The sequence below is a fragment of the Cupriavidus sp. 8B genome, assembly GCF_054589115.1.
This window is the reverse complement of sequence record NZ_BAAILO010000250.1, coordinates 76,740-91,361: the sequence shown is the minus strand read 5'-3', so window position 1 is coordinate 91,361 and position 14,622 is coordinate 76,740. Positions and strand designations below refer to the sequence as shown.

Annotated in this window: 14 protein-coding genes; 2 read left to right on the top strand and 12 right to left on the bottom strand. The window is 66.3% G+C overall.

Annotated elements, in window-relative coordinates; translation table 11 throughout:
* Nucleotides 1-351: 351 nt before the first annotated feature.
* From ACYP5B_RS24360 to ACYP5B_RS24350, 3 genes are all read right to left on the bottom strand, one after another.
* Entirely contained in the window at nucleotides 352-1,584 is a 1,233-nt protein-coding gene (locus ACYP5B_RS24360; protein WP_459571361.1) for a metal-dependent hydrolase family protein, read from the bottom strand.
* Between the two features lie 14 nt (nucleotides 1,585-1,598).
* Complete coding sequence (locus tag ACYP5B_RS24355; protein ID WP_459571360.1) at nucleotides 1,599-2,933, bottom strand: MFS transporter; 1,335 nt, start codon at nucleotides 2,931-2,933, stop codon at nucleotides 1,599-1,601.
* A gap of 324 nt (nucleotides 2,934-3,257) precedes the next feature.
* The gene (locus ACYP5B_RS24350; protein WP_400093149.1) at nucleotides 3,258-3,740 is read right to left on the bottom strand and encodes a DUF2147 domain-containing protein; all 483 of its coding nucleotides are present in this window, start codon (nucleotides 3,738-3,740) and stop codon (nucleotides 3,258-3,260) included.
* A 533-nt stretch (nucleotides 3,741-4,273) separates the two neighbouring features.
* Between ACYP5B_RS24350 and ACYP5B_RS24345 the strand changes: the two genes are divergently transcribed.
* Together ACYP5B_RS24345 and ACYP5B_RS24340 are read left to right on the top strand one after the other, a co-directional pair.
* The gene (locus ACYP5B_RS24345) at nucleotides 4,274-4,966 is read left to right on the top strand and encodes a hypothetical protein (RefSeq protein WP_459571359.1); all 693 of its coding nucleotides are present in this window, start codon (nucleotides 4,274-4,276) and stop codon (nucleotides 4,964-4,966) included.
* Between the two features lie 503 nt (nucleotides 4,967-5,469).
* Nucleotides 5,470-6,048: a histone H1-like DNA-binding protein gene (locus tag ACYP5B_RS24340; protein ID WP_267604439.1), complete on the top strand. Its 579-nt coding sequence runs from the start codon at nucleotides 5,470-5,472 to the stop codon at nucleotides 6,046-6,048.
* Between the two features lie 378 nt (nucleotides 6,049-6,426).
* Here the strand turns inward: ACYP5B_RS24340 and ACYP5B_RS24335 are convergent, their stop codons facing one another.
* The 9 genes from ACYP5B_RS24335 to ACYP5B_RS24295 form a co-directional block, all read right to left on the bottom strand.
* On the bottom strand, nucleotides 6,427-6,894 hold the full coding sequence (locus ACYP5B_RS24335) for an outer membrane lipoprotein (RefSeq protein ID WP_400093144.1): 468 nt from the start codon (nucleotides 6,892-6,894) through the stop codon (nucleotides 6,427-6,429).
* A gap of 22 nt (nucleotides 6,895-6,916) precedes the next feature.
* On the bottom strand, nucleotides 6,917-7,864 hold the full coding sequence (locus ACYP5B_RS24330) for a carbohydrate kinase family protein (protein WP_400093142.1): 948 nt from the start codon (nucleotides 7,862-7,864) through the stop codon (nucleotides 6,917-6,919).
* 115 nt (nucleotides 7,865-7,979) lie between these two features.
* Nucleotides 7,980-8,480, bottom strand: coding sequence for a thiol peroxidase (gene tpx, locus ACYP5B_RS24325; RefSeq protein ID WP_459571358.1), 501 nt, complete (start codon nucleotides 8,478-8,480; stop codon nucleotides 7,980-7,982).
* A 70-nt stretch (nucleotides 8,481-8,550) separates the two neighbouring features.
* The gene (locus tag ACYP5B_RS24320) at nucleotides 8,551-10,155 is read right to left on the bottom strand and encodes a DUF3426 domain-containing protein (protein ID WP_459571357.1); all 1,605 of its coding nucleotides are present in this window, start codon (nucleotides 10,153-10,155) and stop codon (nucleotides 8,551-8,553) included.
* 9 nt (nucleotides 10,156-10,164) lie between these two features.
* Entirely contained in the window at nucleotides 10,165-11,079 is a 915-nt protein-coding gene (gene prmA, locus ACYP5B_RS24315) for a 50S ribosomal protein L11 methyltransferase (protein WP_267604436.1), read from the bottom strand.
* Nucleotides 11,080-11,122: 43 nt separating this feature from the next.
* Nucleotides 11,123-12,490, bottom strand: a complete 1,368-nt coding sequence (gene accC / locus ACYP5B_RS24310) for an acetyl-CoA carboxylase biotin carboxylase subunit (protein WP_043349611.1) — start codon at nucleotides 12,488-12,490, stop codon at nucleotides 11,123-11,125.
* 185 nt (nucleotides 12,491-12,675) lie between these two features.
* Nucleotides 12,676-13,134, bottom strand: a complete 459-nt coding sequence (gene accB / locus ACYP5B_RS24305) for an acetyl-CoA carboxylase biotin carboxyl carrier protein (RefSeq protein WP_267604434.1) — start codon at nucleotides 13,132-13,134, stop codon at nucleotides 12,676-12,678.
* A gap of 160 nt (nucleotides 13,135-13,294) precedes the next feature.
* Entirely contained in the window at nucleotides 13,295-13,789 is a 495-nt protein-coding gene (aroQ, locus tag ACYP5B_RS24300) for a type II 3-dehydroquinate dehydratase (RefSeq protein WP_400093139.1), read from the bottom strand.
* A gap of 206 nt (nucleotides 13,790-13,995) precedes the next feature.
* Entirely contained in the window at nucleotides 13,996-14,544 is a 549-nt protein-coding gene (locus ACYP5B_RS24295; protein WP_400093202.1) for a TlpA family protein disulfide reductase, read from the bottom strand.
* Nucleotides 14,545-14,622 lie beyond the last annotated feature (78 nt).

The window sequence follows — 14,622 nt, the reverse complement described above, 5'->3', positions numbered from 1 at the left end:
GGTCCCTCTTTTCCGCTCTTTTGGCTTGCCGACGAGGCGCCGCATAACGGGAGATTCAAACCTTGACGGCTCGCTTCGCATCGCGCTTGGGTGATTCCCGCCCGTGGGGCGAGAATCACGGCTACCACAATTGGTTTATCTTGCCGCTGGTTTGCTCCCCTCTCCCACTTGTGGGAGAGGGCCTGGGGGAGAGGGCGGGCGATCGTTACGCCTGCGTGCTGGAAAACACTGGGCTTCGCTTCAAGTGGCTCCTAGCCAAACCGCCCCTCTCCCCAACCCTCTCCCCGTGAGGGGAGAGGGAGCGACAGCCGTCGTCGTAGCACGGGGCTTTGGCCCGGCTGCTGGCTTCGTTCAGGCGGGCTGGCGATGCAGCCGTCCTGCCTGCATCACCATTGCCAGGTGCTCGCCCTGGCCGCACAGCACACTGATGTCCGCCAGCGGGTTGCCATCGACCGCTATCAGGTCCGCCAGCGCGCCGGCCCGCACGGTGCCGAGCTCCCCTTCGCGCTGCAGGATCGCGGCGGCGATCGAGGTGGCGCTGCGGATCGCTTCCAGGTTGCCGAGCAGCTCCGCGCGGATGCGGAACTCATCCGACTGGTCCTGGTGCATCTCGCCCAGCAGGTCGGAGCCAAAGCCCATCGGCACGCCGGCTTGCGCGTAGATGCCGAGTGAATCGCGGCCGGCCTGGCGCACGGTTTCGATCTTGGCCACCGATGCCGCCGGCAAGCCAAGGCGTGCGCCGTCGCGCGCGAGCGCTTCGTAGGTGACCAGGGTGGGTACCACGAACGCGCCATGCTCGCGCATCACGCGCGCGGCTGCGCGGTCGACCAAGTTGCCGTGCTCGATGGTGCGCACGCCGCAGCGCACCGCGCGCGCGATGGCGCGGCCGGTGTAGGCGTGCGCCATCACATACGTCTGGGCTGCCTCGGCCTCCGCCACGATGGCGCGGATCTCGTCTTCGCTGTATTGCGTGTTGCCGATCGGGTCGGTGGGCGAAGCCACGCCGCCGGACGCCATGATCTTGATCTGCGTGGCGCCCTTCTGGATCTCTTCGCGCACCGCCAGGCGCACCGCGTCCACGCCATCGGCCACACGGGCGATGGCGCCGGCGCGAAAGGCGCACGAGCATGGCTCCAGCACATCGGCGCGCGGGCGGAAGTCGCCGTGCCCGCCGGTCTGCGACAGTGCCTTGCCGGACGGGAAGATGCGCGGGCCCGGCACCAGGCCGGCCTCGATTGCCTGTGACAGGCCCCAGTCGGCGCCGCCCGCATCGCGCACGGTGGTGAAGCCGCGCTCGAGCATGGCCTTCATGATCGGCATGGCGCGAAACGCCACCAGTACATTAGGCTGCACCGCGTTCAGGCCGAGGTTGGCCAGCGAGGCCAGCACGTGCACGTGGCAGTCGATCAGCCCGGGCATTACGGTCTTGCCGGCGAGGTCGATCACCTGTGCTGCGGGGGCGTGGATCGGCGTGGCCGATACTTCGGCGATGCGTTCGCCCTCGATCAGCACATCGTGGCGTTGCAGGAGGCTGCCGTGGGCAGGGTCGAGGACGTTGCCGCCCTTAAGCAGGATCTGTTTCATGCGCGGGACAGTCATTAGACGGGTTGAGCGGCTCGGGTAGCCTGCGCCGGGCGCAGGTAGGCGGGCTCGCGCACCAGGCGCGTGCCGGCCAGGCTGATGGCGGCGGCGAACATCACGTAGAACGCCGGCGCCATGGTGCTGCCCGTGCTGGCGATCAGCCAGGTGATGATGAATGACGCGAAGCCGCCGAAGATGGTGACCGCCAGGTTGTAGGCCACCGACAATCCAGTCGACAGCACCTTGGCCGGGAACAGCTCGGAGAACGCCGCCAGGATCGGGCCGGTGTAGGTGGCGATCAGCACGCCGAACACCAGCTGGAAGACCACCAGCGAAGCCAGCCCCGGGGCCTGGTTGATGTAGACGAACATCGGGTAAGCCAGCAACAGGATCAGCAGCGCGGAACTCGACAGCAGCACGCGGCGCCCGATGCGATCGGCCAGCAGCCCCACCAGCGGCGAACACACCATGATCGCCAGGCCTCCCACCATGCCGGCGATAAAGCCGGTCGACTGCGACACATGGAGCACTTTGACCGAGTACGTCGGCATATAGAACAGCAGCACATAGGTGCAGACGGTCCACAGGATCACCATTGAAAAGCTGGCCGCGGTCTGGCGCGGGTAGTCGCGCAATACTTCGGCCAGCGGCGAATCCGACTTGTCGGTGGCATCGCGGAAGGTCGGCGTCTCGTCGAGGTGATGGCGGATGTAGTAGCCCACCGGCCCGATCACGATGCCGAGCAGGAAGGGCAGGCGCCAGCCCCAGTTATTGAGCGCCTCGGTGCTCAGCGCGGAGGTGACGAAGGTACCGACCGCGGCGCCCAGCAGCACGGCCACGCCGATGCTCGCCTGAATCCAGCTGGAGTAGTAGGCGCGGCGCTCCACCGGTGCGTACTCGGTCAGGAAGGCGGTGGCGCCGCCCATCTCGCCACCGGCCGAGAAGCCCTGCAGCAGCCGTGCCACCACGATCAGCAGCGGCGCGAACAGGCCGATCTGATCATAGGTGGGCGCCAGGCCGATCATGGTGGTGCCCAGCGCCATCAGCAGGATGGTCAGCGACAGCGCCGCCTTGCGGCCCACGCGGTCGGCGTATACCCCGAGGACGATGCCGCCGACCGGCCGCATGAAGAATCCCACGCCAAACGTGGCAACCGCAAGCAGGAGCGAGGACAGATCGTTGCCGGTGGGGAAGAAGAGCTTCGCGATGATGACGGCGAAGAAGCTGTAGACGGTGAAATCGAACCACTCGAGACCGTTGCCGATCACGGTGGCGACGATGGCGCGGCGGCGTTGCGCGCCGCTGACGCTTGGTGGCTTCGATGGCGCTTCTGGGTGGGCGCTTGCGTGCATGACATCCTCCTGGGTTGGCGGGCCCGGCGCGCGGACCGTGTCGATGCCGGGCCGGCGTGGCAGCGCCGCCCGGTGCGGTCGGGGATAAAGCGGCGCACGGCAGGTAACCCGATGGTAGGAGGAGCGAGGTCGGGCCGAAAACGAATTCTGCGCATGTCGTCATGCGGGCAGCGCATGGCAGGCAACGGGCCGCATGCCGCGCAAGGGGGCGCGGGCGGTAGTGGCGGGATGGGCGGGGAAGGGTGTGGCGGAGGTGATGCGCAAAGGCAACCAGGCGGTGTGGCCGGTGCCGTTGGTGGCACCGGCACCGCCCGTCGTGGCAGGCTAGCGTTCGCGCTCCCAGGTCTGGGTGCGGCCCAGCAGGCTGATGCCGATGAAGCCGCGCACGTTGAGCTTCTTGCCATCGTCCGCCAGCGACATCTTGGTCTTGTAGAGCTTGCCGCTTTCGGGGTCGAGGATCTCGCCGCCGCTCCACTCGTTGTCGCCGGTCTTGCGCAGGCCGGTGATGATGGTCATCCCCATGATGGGCTGGTCGCGGCGCGCGTCGGTGCACTTGTCGCACACCTTGGGCTTGCCGTCGCTCTCGACGAAGCTCTTGACGAGCTTGCCGCTGTAGACACCGTTCTGTTCGCTGATCTCCACCAGGCCGCGCGGCTTTCCGGTGGCGTCGTCGATGGTCTTCCATGAGCCGGTCGGGGTGGCCTGGGCCAGCGCAACGGCGCTACCCAGCAGCGCACCTGCGAGCACGGCGGTGCGAGCCGCGACGGCGGCGGCGCGTGCGACGGAGCGGGGGGCAGTAAAGTGCATTGGGATCTCCTCTTCGAGTTGGCGCGCGCCATGATACCGGCGCAGGACCAGCCCGGCGGCGCGCGTACGCCAATCTACTGGCGATGGGCTCGCGCCGCAATCGCCAGCCCGCCTTTGCGTACGCACCAAAGCCGCCCCGGCACCTGCCGCAGACCGGCCTGGCGGCTGGCAACAGGCCGATTCTGTCATGCAGCAAATTGTCCGCTGGCCGCCACTCGAAGCAATCCTCTAGCCGTGCGTTTCAAGTGGGGCAACATGCCGCGCTTGCTGCCGCAGGACGCGCCGGCGCGTGCGGCCGTCCCCTCTCTCGTTGCTTGCGCGCATCGGCGACCTGATCCGTTGGCAGTAGTCCATTCGGATGGTGCGCAAGCCGATGCCTCGCCAGGCGATCTGTCGTCCTGGTCGACGCGTTGAGTCATCCACTGCCGGACGCATGCCGACACCACCGTGAGACCACCGGCGACACCACCGGCAATGCGCGGCTCGCGATGGCATCTCACGCGTCGACGACGCCTGCGCGATGCGAGTGCGAGATGGCGTTCGACATCGTCCGAGCATCGTTCGCGCATCGTTGGAGCGCGCGTGTCGCGGTGACGATTCTCAAACCGTTGCGTCGGCGCATCACTGCTCGCGCTGCGCGTGAACGCGCGTGCCGGGATACGCAGATGCGCAGCGTCCGCGCTGCGCGCCGCGTTGCCGATGCGAGTCTTCGCGGTGGCGCTGTCGATGCGCTCGCCGTGCTCGCTCGCATCCGGGCAGCACGCGTGGCAACGACGGCGCGAGGCGTGCGCGCGGTTGTCTCGCGGAAGTTTTTAGTTTCCCGAAAAGCCTTTGCACATGCGGGTTTCCGGTTTTCCGGAATGGTCGGCAAGCGTGTCGTTCAAGCGCCTCGAAGGCGCGCAGGCAGCGATGCGCGCGATGAAAAAGCGGAGCGTGCCGGCAACGTCGTAACGCTCGCGCGACGCTGTGTCGAAGCTGCGTCGAGCATGCTCGCGAGAGAGCGTCGAGAGGGGACGAGAGACGCGGTGAGAGCGCAGCGCGCGCAAGCAAAGGCGAGGTCCGCGCAGCGCAACGACGAAGACGATGAAGTTGTCATGCTCGCGCGCAAGTTTTTTTGCACTTTTTTCTTAACATCGCCCAACAAACGAATTATGATTCGCCTTGACAAGAGTCTCACTTCATTGCATGGCTTGCGAGGCAAGCAAGACAGCAAGATGCAACGATGAGGTTGGACGTGATGCGCAACGATGAGCGCCACCCACTTCGATGCAATGAAACAGGTAGCTCAGGAGCACTAGAACTTTGACGCAGACCAAGCCGTACTGGTTTTCTAAAACGCGTGCAGTCTCCTTTGGCCCAGCAACGGGATGGGCGAACTACCCCCGAAAAAATGCCGTACGTGGTGTGCGTGGCCTAGCCCGCATCGCGGAAATGCCGGCCGATATCTCTTCTTTTCATGTCGCGCGCCGATCCGGCGGATGGCGCGGGCAGATCGAATATTCCAGGGCGCGGCAAGCGTCAGAAGCCCGGCTGCGGGCTCCGCTTGGCCACATTCGCACCGCGCGCCGCGGTGCCCCTGCCACCGAATTCATTAGCGTGCGGCCACAACGTTGCCGTGCGCCGATGAATCGCTCGCTCGATTGGGGTCGCACCGCTGTATCGCGCCTCGGGTCGGTCGGGTCGCCAACTTAGGTCATTCGATATTCACTCTCAAGTGAAGGAGTTATCCATGGCAACGACTGCAAAGAAGAAACCGGCGGCTAAGAAGGCCGCCGCCAAGCCGGCCGCCAAGAAGGCAGCCGCCCCGGCCAAGAAAGCCGCAGTGAAGAAGGTCGCCGCCAAGAAGGCCGCACCGGCCAAGAAGGCTGCAGTGAAGAAGGTCGCCGCCAAGAAGGTCGTAGCGAAGAAGGCAGCGCCGGCCAAGAAGGCAGCCGCACCGGCCAAGAAGGCCGCAGCCAAGAAGGTCGTAGCCAAGAAGGCCGCACCGGCCAAGAAAGCTGCCGCCAAGAAGGTTGTAGCGAAGAAGGCCGCACCGGCCAAGAAGGTCGCCGCCAAGAAGGCCGCACCGGCCAAGAAGGCTGCTCCGGCAAAGAAGGCCGCGCCTGCCAAGAAGGCTGCTGCTGCCAAGAAGGCTGCGCCGGCCAAGAAGGCGCCTGCTGCCAAGAAGGCACCGGCCAAGAAGGCTGCTGCCAAGAAGGCCGCGCCTGCCAAGCCTGCCGCTGCACCTGCTGTTGCACCCGCTGCAGCTGCCAAGACCGCGCTGAACCCGGCTGCGGCATGGCCTTTCCCCACGGGCACCCGTCCGTAAGCGTGCTGGTAACGGCTACCGCTGGGAATTGCCAAGGCACGCAGGGCGTGCCGCACTGACCGGATACCGCGTATCCGGTCCGCAAGACGCGAGTCTTGCCAACCCGCCGATGGTGCAAGCCCGGCGGGTTTTTTCATGGGCGATCGGAAAGCGGGAAGCGGGACGCCGGAGCCCGGGCCGGGATCGCAGCAAAGAAAAAGCGCTGCTCCGGTGAAGGAGTCAGCGCTTTGCCAGGGTTGCGTTGCGGCGTCTGCCGCGGCCCAGCAGACCGCTTCAGAGCGTGCCAGGAGCCGTTGCGCGGCAGGGCGGCACCCTTGGGTTGCGCCTGCCGCTGCGCGGCCATCCAGGGCCGCCCAAATGCCGTCCTGCGTCCTGCGCTTAGTGCGTGACGCGGGTCGTGCCGCCCGACGACAGCAAGCGCACGCGCTCGCCCGGACGGAAGGCTTCGTCGGCGTCCTGGACGATGGCGCGCATGTCGCCGTTGTCCAGGCGCACGGTGATTTCCAGGCCGCGGCGCTGGCTGATCTTGTTCTCGGCCATGCTGCCGGTGATGCCGCCGAGCACGGCGCCCAGCACGCCGGCCGCCACCGAGCCGCCGCCGCGGCCGATGGTGCTGCCCGCGGCGATGCCGCCGATGGCGCCACCGGCGATGGTGCCGGCGCCGGTCTGGTCGCCCTGGATCAGCACCTCGCGAACCGTCTCGACCACGCCATAGCGCAAGGTCTGCTCGCGCTGCGCCTGGCCCGGGGTGTAGATGCTGGCGGAGTTCGACTGCGAAGCGCAGCCAGCCACCAGGGTGGCGGCGGCGGCGAGCGCGATGGCGCTGGTGCGGATCAGGGTGTGCATAGGATCAATCCCGAAAAAGGTGTTACTCGTAGCGATAGCCAAAAGCGGACTGGAAGCGTTCACCGATTTCGTCGCGCGACGGCTTATGGTTCTGCGGACCCTGGTGCGCGATCTTGATGGAGCCCATCAGGCTGGCAAGCCGGCCCGTAGTTTCCCAGTCGAAGCCCCGTTCGATGCCGTAGAGCAGGCCGCCGCGGAAGGCATCGCCGCAGCCCGTCGGATCGACGACACGATCCGCTTTCACGGAGGCGATATTGTACTTCTGCTTGTCGGCGAAGACGGTGGCGCCCTTCTCGCCGTGGGTCACGATGAAGGCCTTGACCTGGGCGGCGACTTCGTCGCTGGTCCAGCCGGTACGAGACAACAGAACCTGGGCTTCGTAGTCATTGACCGTCACGTAGCTGGCAAGTTCAACGAACTGGCGCAGATCATCGCCGTTGAACAGCGGCATGGCCTGGCCCAGGTCAAAGATGAACGGCACGCCGGCGGCGGCGAACTGGCGCGCGTGGTGCAGCATGCCTTCGCGGCTGTCGGGGGCGACGATGCCCAGGCCGGGCGCATTGCTGCCGCCGAGCGCGTCCTGCACCTGCGAGAGCTGCGACTGGTTCATCGCGCCAGGGTGGAACGCCGTGATCTGGTTGTTCTCCAGGTCGGTCGTGATCATTGCCTGCGCGGTGAAGGTGTCGGGCAGGGTGCGGATGTGCTCGGTGCCGATATCGAGCGCGCGCAGGTGTTGCAGGTAGGGCTCGGCGTCGACGCCGACGGTGGCCATGATCACCGGATCGCCGCCAAGCAGCTTGAGCGAGTAGGCGATATTGCCGGCACAGCCGCCGAACTCGCGGCGCATGGACGGGACCAGGAAGGACACGTTCAGCATGTGGATCTGGTCGGGCAGGATATGTTCGCGGAAATGCCCCTCGAACGTCATGATGGTGTCGTAGGCAACGGAGCCACAGATCAGGCTGGACATGCTCTCTCCAATTCTCGTAATGCGGACTGACGGGGCCACCGGGTCAGGCCGGTGCCCCTGAATGCAAAAACGGCCACCCGTTTTGCCGGGTGGCCGCGCCTGGCAGGTGGCGCGCTTACTTCAGTGCGGCCAGTGCGGCGTCGTAGTTCGGCTCGTTCTTGATTTCCGAGACCAGTTCGCTGTACTTCACGGTGTCGTTCTCATCGAGCACCACCACGGCGCGCGCGGTCACGCCGGCCAGCGGGCCGGTCTTGACATCCACGCCGTAGTTGCCCTTGAACTCGGCACCGCGCATCAGCGACAGCGGCACCACGTTGGCCAGGCCTTCAGCGGTGCAGAAGCGGCCCATGGCGAACGGCAGGTCGGCCGAGATGGTCAGCACGACGGTGTTGGCCAGGCCGCTGGCGGCTTCATTGAACTTGCGGGCCGAAGCCTGGCACACCGGGGTGTCCAGGCTGGGGACGATATTGAGCACCTTGCGCTTGCCGGCAAAGTCGGCCAGCGTGACGTCCTTCAGGTCCTTGCCGACCAGCGAGAATGCGGGGGCCTTGTCGCCGGCTTGCGGAAACTTGCCGCCGACTTCGATGGCGTTGCCGCCGAGGGTGACGTTGCTCATATGTGCTCCTGTGTGAAATGCGGGCTCGCGAATGGGGGCGCCCGGAATGAGCGGCGAGCCCGGGTGGAATTCAGGGATAGAAGATCAGCACGCGGTAGTTTGCCGCCGCCTGCTGCGACCGGAATCGTACCCGAACCGGCAGCTCCGTGCCTGCCCGCAGGCCATGTGTGGCAAAGGCCTGCTGCCCGGTTTCGAGATAGTCGGCGGGTTGCAGCACACGGCGTAGCAGGAGCTGGTCCTGGAGGTCCGTCATGACCAGCTCGATGGCGGGCAGCGCCACGGTGGCGCGGCCTTGGTTGCGCAGCGTGACGGCGAGCAGGTAGGCGTCGGATTCTTCATCCTGCTTTTGCAGCAGCGAGCTCTCGATGCGCAAGGCGTCGATGTCGCGCCATGGTGCCACCTCGCAACCCAGCGGCGCGCAGGCCGCCTCGAAGGCGGGGCGCAATACGGGGAAGCGGCCGGACAACTGGCTGCGCGCCAGGTAGGTGCCTTGTAGCAGTCCCGCGATCACCAGGAACCCGATTGCCAGCCTTTGCAGCACGCGCTTGCGCCTGGCCGGGCCAGGATCGCGCTCGCGCGCGTGGCGCAGGAAGTCGGGCGCGAAGGACGGGGTGGCAGGCGTGTCGCTGCGCATCCACGGCCGCTCGGCCTGCTCGCGTGCGATGGCTGCGGGAATCTCGGGGAGGTCGTCCTGCGCTTCGGCGCGAAGGTAACCGCTTGCGCTCGGGACGGCCGCAGTGTCAGCGTTGGCGGCGTTGGGGGCAGTGCTCGTGGCGGCATGGCTGGTGGCGGATGCTTCGTTCGCCGCTTTCGCCGTGTCGGCAGCACTTTCCGTATCGGCGATGTCCGCAGTGTGCGTGGCATCGTCGTCGCCTAGCGTGCTGGGGTCGAGTTGCGGCCAGGGTGCCGCTTCCGGCGCGGGGGCGGGTGCTTCGCTTGCCCGCGGCGCGTCTGCCTCGGCTCCCTCGGCGTCGGCGGCAAGGCCAACTTCCTCGCCCTCGACGATGCCGGGCACGAATACCGCGGAGGGCTCGTCCTCGTCCTCACCGGTGTCTGAGTCCGCAGTGCCGGCTTCCGGCTCCGCCTGACGGTTGCTGGCCTGCACGGCCTCGTCTGCTTCCGCCTGCGTCTGGTACAGCATGACGGTGGGCGCGTCGAGCGCCGGCACGTCATAGCCAGGGTCGTAGCCGGGGTCAAAGGGCGCAGCGGCGGGGCGGCTCTCGTCGGCGTCGTCGTCGTTGTCGTCGGAGGGGCGCGTGTCGAAGTGTGCTGCCTCGTGCGGTACAGCAGCAGCTTCGACGGCGTGCGCTTGCGTGTCCGGGTGCGCGTCGGCATGAGAGCGCTTGCGCGGCGCGCGCGGCGCGCGGGCGGCCTTGTGTGATTCTTCGTGGGCTCCTTCGTGTTGCGCTTCGTCGTGCGCGTGCTCGACGGGCGCCTCATGTGCCGGGGACTCGGCAGGGGCAGGGGCGGTAGTGCTTCCCGCCGACTGCGCGGCGGTCTCAGGGCTGCCTGCCGGCTCGGGCGCCGGCAGCTCGATCAGGTGCTCGCGCGCATCGAAGACGGTATCGCACTGGCCGCAGCGGACCAGCCCCTGGCGCAGCCGCAACTGGTCCGCCACCAGCCGGAAGGCAGTGCGACAGGCCGGGCAACGCGTGACGAGCTTGGCTGCGGCCATGGGCTGGGCTCAGCTTTGGGTGCCGGGGCCTTCACCGCGGGTGCCGTGCAGGCAGACCCAGCCTTCCTCGCTGCGCCAGACCGACATGGGCAGCCAAGGCGCGTAGGCCGCGGCGACTTCGTCGGCCTGCCGCTCCAGCACGCCCGACAGCACCAGCCGGCCGCCGGGGCGAACCCGTGCGCTCAGCATGGCAGCCATCAGCTTCAGCGGGTTGGACAGGATATTGGCGACGACGAGGTCGTAGCTGGCCTCGGAGACGGTTTCCGGCAGCGCGAAGGTGGCCTCCACGCGATTGCGCTCGGCGTTATAGCGCGAGGCTTCCACCGCGTTGGGGTCGATATCGATGCCGAGCGTGTCGCCGGCACCCAGCTTGCGCGCCACGATGGCGAGGATGCCCGAGCCACAGCCGTAGTCGAGCACCGTTTCGCCGGCCTTGATGTTCTGTTCCAGCCACTGCATGCACAACCGCGTGGTGGGATGGCTGCCGGTACCGAAGGCGAGGCCCGGGTCCAGCTCCAGCACCACCGCGTCGGGTTCCGGCGCATCGTGCCAGGACGGCACCACCCAGATGCGCTCGCCGATGCGGATCGGCGCGAACTGGGATTGCGTCAGGCGCACCCAGTCCTGGTCTTCCACCGGGCGCAACTGGTACGCCGGCACCGGGTCGATACCCAGTGCATTGGCGGCGGCGGCCACCACCAGCACGGGGTCGGCGCTGTCGTCAAACAGTGCCACCACGCGCGAGCGGTTCCATGCCAGGCGGGTCGGCTCCATGCCGGGCTCGCCGAACAGCGGCTGCTCGTCGGGCGTATCGGCATCGGCGTCTTCCACCGAGACCGACAGCGCGCCGAGGTCGAACAGCGCGTCAGACCAGGCTTCGGCCTGGTCTTGTGCGATTTCGATCACACATTCCTGAAATGCCACAGGCGATCCTTGTCGATCAGTTATGACTGGCCGCGCCGGGGCTTCAGATCTTGCCGCCCTTGGCCACGTTCTTCTGGGCCAGGCGGTGCTCGAGATAGTGAATGCTGGTGCCGCCTTCGACGAAGTTGGCATCGAGCATCAGCTCACGGTGCAGCGGTACGTTGGTCTGGATGCCGTCCACCACCATTTCCGACAGCGCGATCCGCATGCGGGCGATGGCCTGCTCGCGGGTGGCGCCGTAAGTGATGATCTTGCCGATCATCGAATCGTAGTTGGGCGGCACGAAGTAGCCATCATACGCGTGCGAGTCGACCCGCACGCCGGGACCGCCGGGCATGTGCCACGCAGTGATCCGGCCGGGGGACGGCGTGAACTTGAACGGGTCCTCGGCGTTGATGCGGCATTCGATCGAGTGCCCGCGCAGCTGCACGTCCTTCTGGCGCCAGCGCAGCTTCTCGCCAAAGGCGATGCGGATCTGCTCCTGCACAATGTCGATGCCGGTGATCATCTCGGTGACCGGGTGCTCCACCTGCACGCGCGTGTTCATCTCGATGAAGTAGAACTCGTTGTTCTCGTACAGGAACTCGAAGGTGCCGGCACCGCGGTAGCCGATCTTCTTGCAAGCCTCGGCACAGCGATCGCCGATGCGCTCGATCAGGCGGCGCGGGATGTGCGGCGCAGGTGCTTCTTCGATGACCTTCTGGTGGCGGCGCTGCATCGAGCAGTCGCGCTCGCCCAGCCAGATGGCCTGGCGATGCTGGTCGGCCAGGATCTGGATCTCGACGTGCCGGGGGTTCTCCAGGAATTTCTCCATGTAGACCTCCGGGTTGCCGAAGGCGCGGCCGGCTTCCTCGCGCGTCATGTTGACCGCATTGACCAGGGCTGCCTCGGTGTGCACCACACGCATGCCGCGGCCACCGCCGCCGCCGGCTGCCTTGATGATGACCGGATAGCCCACGGCACGCGCCGTGGCCAGGATTTCCTTGGGGTCGTCGGGCAGGGCGCCCTCGGAGCCCGGCACGCACGGCACGCCGGACTTGATCATGGCCTGCTTGGCCGAGACCTTGTCGCCCATCAGGCGAATGCTCTCCGAGGTCGGGCCGATGAAGACGAAACCGGACTTTTCAACGCGTTCGGCGAAGTCGGCGTTTTCCGACAGGAAGCCATAGCCCGGATGGATGGCTTGCGCGTCGGTCACCTCGGCGGCCGAGATGATCGCCGGCATGTTGAGGTACGACAGCGGCGAGGGCGCCGGGCCGATACACACGGCTTCGTCTGCCAGCTTGACGTATTTGGCTTCCTTGTCGGCCTCCGAATACACCACCACAGTCTTGATGCCGAGTTCGCGGCAGGCGCGCTGGATGCGAAGGGCGATTTCACCGCGATTCGCGATCAGAATTTTTTCAAACATAGTCACTCTCTGCGAGGAGAAAGGCGGTCCCACCGCGGCGGATCCTGGCGCCCCCGGCGAGGGCAGCCGGAGTGCGGGCGGGGGTGCTGGCACCGGGACGAGGAACGCCCGATGGCCGTCGCCGCCGTGGCTGGCCGGAGCACTCTCCGGCGCAGGCTGCGGGCGGCGCGGCATGCCGGTCAGTTTCAGCCGATGATGAACAGCGGCTGGCCGTATTCCACCGCCTGGCCATTCTCGACCAGGATTTCCTTGATCACGCCAGCCTTGTCCGACTCGATCTCGTTGAGCAGCTTCATGGCTTCGATGATGCAGACCGTCTGGCCTTCCTTGACGGTATCGCCCACATTGACGAACGACGCGGCGCCCGGCGACGGTGCGCGATAGAAGGTGCCGACCATCGGCGAGGTCACGACATGGCCAACCGGCAGCTGCGGGGCGGCCGGCTCGGCGCCGACGGCGGGCATCGCGGCGGGCGCGGCGGCCGGGGGCAGTGCCTGCATCGGTTGCATGGCCATCGGCGCGGCGATGACCTGCGGCGGCGCCTTGACGATCCGCACCTTGCCTTCGCCTTCGGTGACTTCCAGCTCGGAGATGCCGGACTCGGCCACCAGGTCGATCAGCGTCTTCAGCTTGCGCAGGTCCATCTTCTATCCTCCTGAATCGGGTTGTCCGGCGGCCACCGCTCTGGTGGCTGCGTCCGGGAAAAAACTGACGCCTCCGGCGGGCTGCCTTGGTCCGCCGCGAAAAACAGCGGCAGGGCAGGCGCCGGGGGCGCGGTAATGGTTTAAGAAATCAATGGGCGGATCAGGCTTTGGGAAGCGCCTGCTCCAGCTCCTGCTCGAGGGCATAGTCCAGCGCCAGCAGATACCCTTGCCAGCCAAGTCCGCAGATCACCCCGATCGCCACATCGGAGAAGTAGGAGTGATGACGGAAGTTCTCGCGCCGATGCACGTTCGACAAGTGGACTTCCACAAACGGAATCGCCACCCCGGCCAGCGCATCGCGCAGCGCCACGCTGGTATGCGTATAGGCGGCCGGGTTGATGATGATGAAATCCACGCCCTCGTCGCGCGCGGCATGGATACGATCCACCAGCGCGCCCTCATGGTTGGACTGAAACGTAGCCAGGGCGATGCCGGTCTGGCGGGCGCGCTGCGCGAGGGCCAGGTCGATATCGGCTAGTTTCGTGTACCCATAAGTCTCCGGCTCCCGCGTGCCCAGCAAATTCAGGTTCGGTCCGTGCAGGACCAGCACCTTGCGGTAGCGGGCGGAGCGGCGTTCGGGAGGTGTATCGATCACGGCGGCTCGACCAATTCAACGAAATTGCGCGGAGATTACCGTAGCTTAGAGTGATTTGTCTAGCAGCGTAGACATAGGCAGCTTCGAAGCCGGCGAGTTTTCAGACCCGACCCCGCCCTTTTTGCGTGCGGAATCGCGTTTCGATCAAATTGCGTGATGATCGAACAAGGTTAGGAGAAAATCGCCCCAAATCAAGAATCTTATGCCTAGCTGCGAGGCAACGCCGCGCGCAGCTCGTCAGGGGAAACCCTGCCCATTTTGCGGTAGCTGACCGTGCCATCTGGCGCAATGATCACTGTATAGGGCAGGCCGCCGGCCGCGTTGCCGAAATTGCGCGACAGTTCCGTGCCGGCGAAACCGGCCACGGCGAGCGGGTACGAGACGGGGACTTTCTTGATGAACTGCTGGATGTTGCTGGCGGAATCGATGCCGATGCCGACAAATTCCACTTTCCGTCCCGCGTATTCCTTATGCAAAGCGGTCAGGTCGGGCATTTCTTCCACGCAGGGGCCGCACCAAGGTGCCCAGAAGTTCACAACCACCGTTTTTCCACGAAGTTGCGCGAAGTTGATCTGGGTGCCGTCCGGATCCGGCAGTTGCGTGCGCAGGAACGTCTCGACGGCCTCATCGGATGCCGGCTTGGGCGAAAACACATAGTGCCCGGCCAGCGCGCCGGCGGCGGCGGCCACCACGGCAACGGCAAGCCAGACCCAGAGGCGGCTGCGGCGGACAGGAGTGCTGGTGGAAGATGTCATGGCAGCAAGAAGGATAGCGGCTGATGGAAGAGATAAGAACCTGGAGGGCTCCATGGGGAAAGCGCGCATGGCCTATGT

Coding starts and splice junctions, on each gene's coding strand:
- ACYP5B_RS24360 (WP_459571361.1), bottom strand. CDS start 1,584: ATGAAACAGATCCTGCTTAAGGGCGGCAACGTCCTCGACCCTGCCCAC.
- ACYP5B_RS24355 (WP_459571360.1), bottom strand. CDS start 2,933: ATGCACGCAAGCGCCCACCCAGAAGCGCCATCGAAGCCACCAAGCGTC.
- ACYP5B_RS24350 (WP_400093149.1), bottom strand. CDS start 3,740: ATGCACTTTACTGCCCCCCGCTCCGTCGCACGCGCCGCCGCCGTCGCG.
- ACYP5B_RS24345 (WP_459571359.1), top strand. CDS start 4,274: ATGGCGTTCGACATCGTCCGAGCATCGTTCGCGCATCGTTGGAGCGCG.
- ACYP5B_RS24340 (WP_267604439.1), top strand. CDS start 5,470: ATGGCAACGACTGCAAAGAAGAAACCGGCGGCTAAGAAGGCCGCCGCC.
- ACYP5B_RS24335 (WP_400093144.1), bottom strand. CDS start 6,894: ATGCACACCCTGATCCGCACCAGCGCCATCGCGCTCGCCGCCGCCGCC.
- ACYP5B_RS24330 (WP_400093142.1), bottom strand. CDS start 7,864: ATGTCCAGCCTGATCTGTGGCTCCGTTGCCTACGACACCATCATGACG.
- tpx (WP_459571358.1), bottom strand. CDS start 8,480: ATGAGCAACGTCACCCTCGGCGGCAACGCCATCGAAGTCGGCGGCAAG.
- ACYP5B_RS24320 (WP_459571357.1), bottom strand. CDS start 10,155: ATGGCCGCAGCCAAGCTCGTCACGCGTTGCCCGGCCTGTCGCACTGCC.
- accC (WP_043349611.1), bottom strand. CDS start 12,490: ATGTTTGAAAAAATTCTGATCGCGAATCGCGGTGAAATCGCCCTTCGC.
- accB (WP_267604434.1), bottom strand. CDS start 13,134: ATGGACCTGCGCAAGCTGAAGACGCTGATCGACCTGGTGGCCGAGTCC.
- ACYP5B_RS24295 (WP_400093202.1), bottom strand. CDS start 14,544: ATGACATCTTCCACCAGCACTCCTGTCCGCCGCAGCCGCCTCTGGGTC.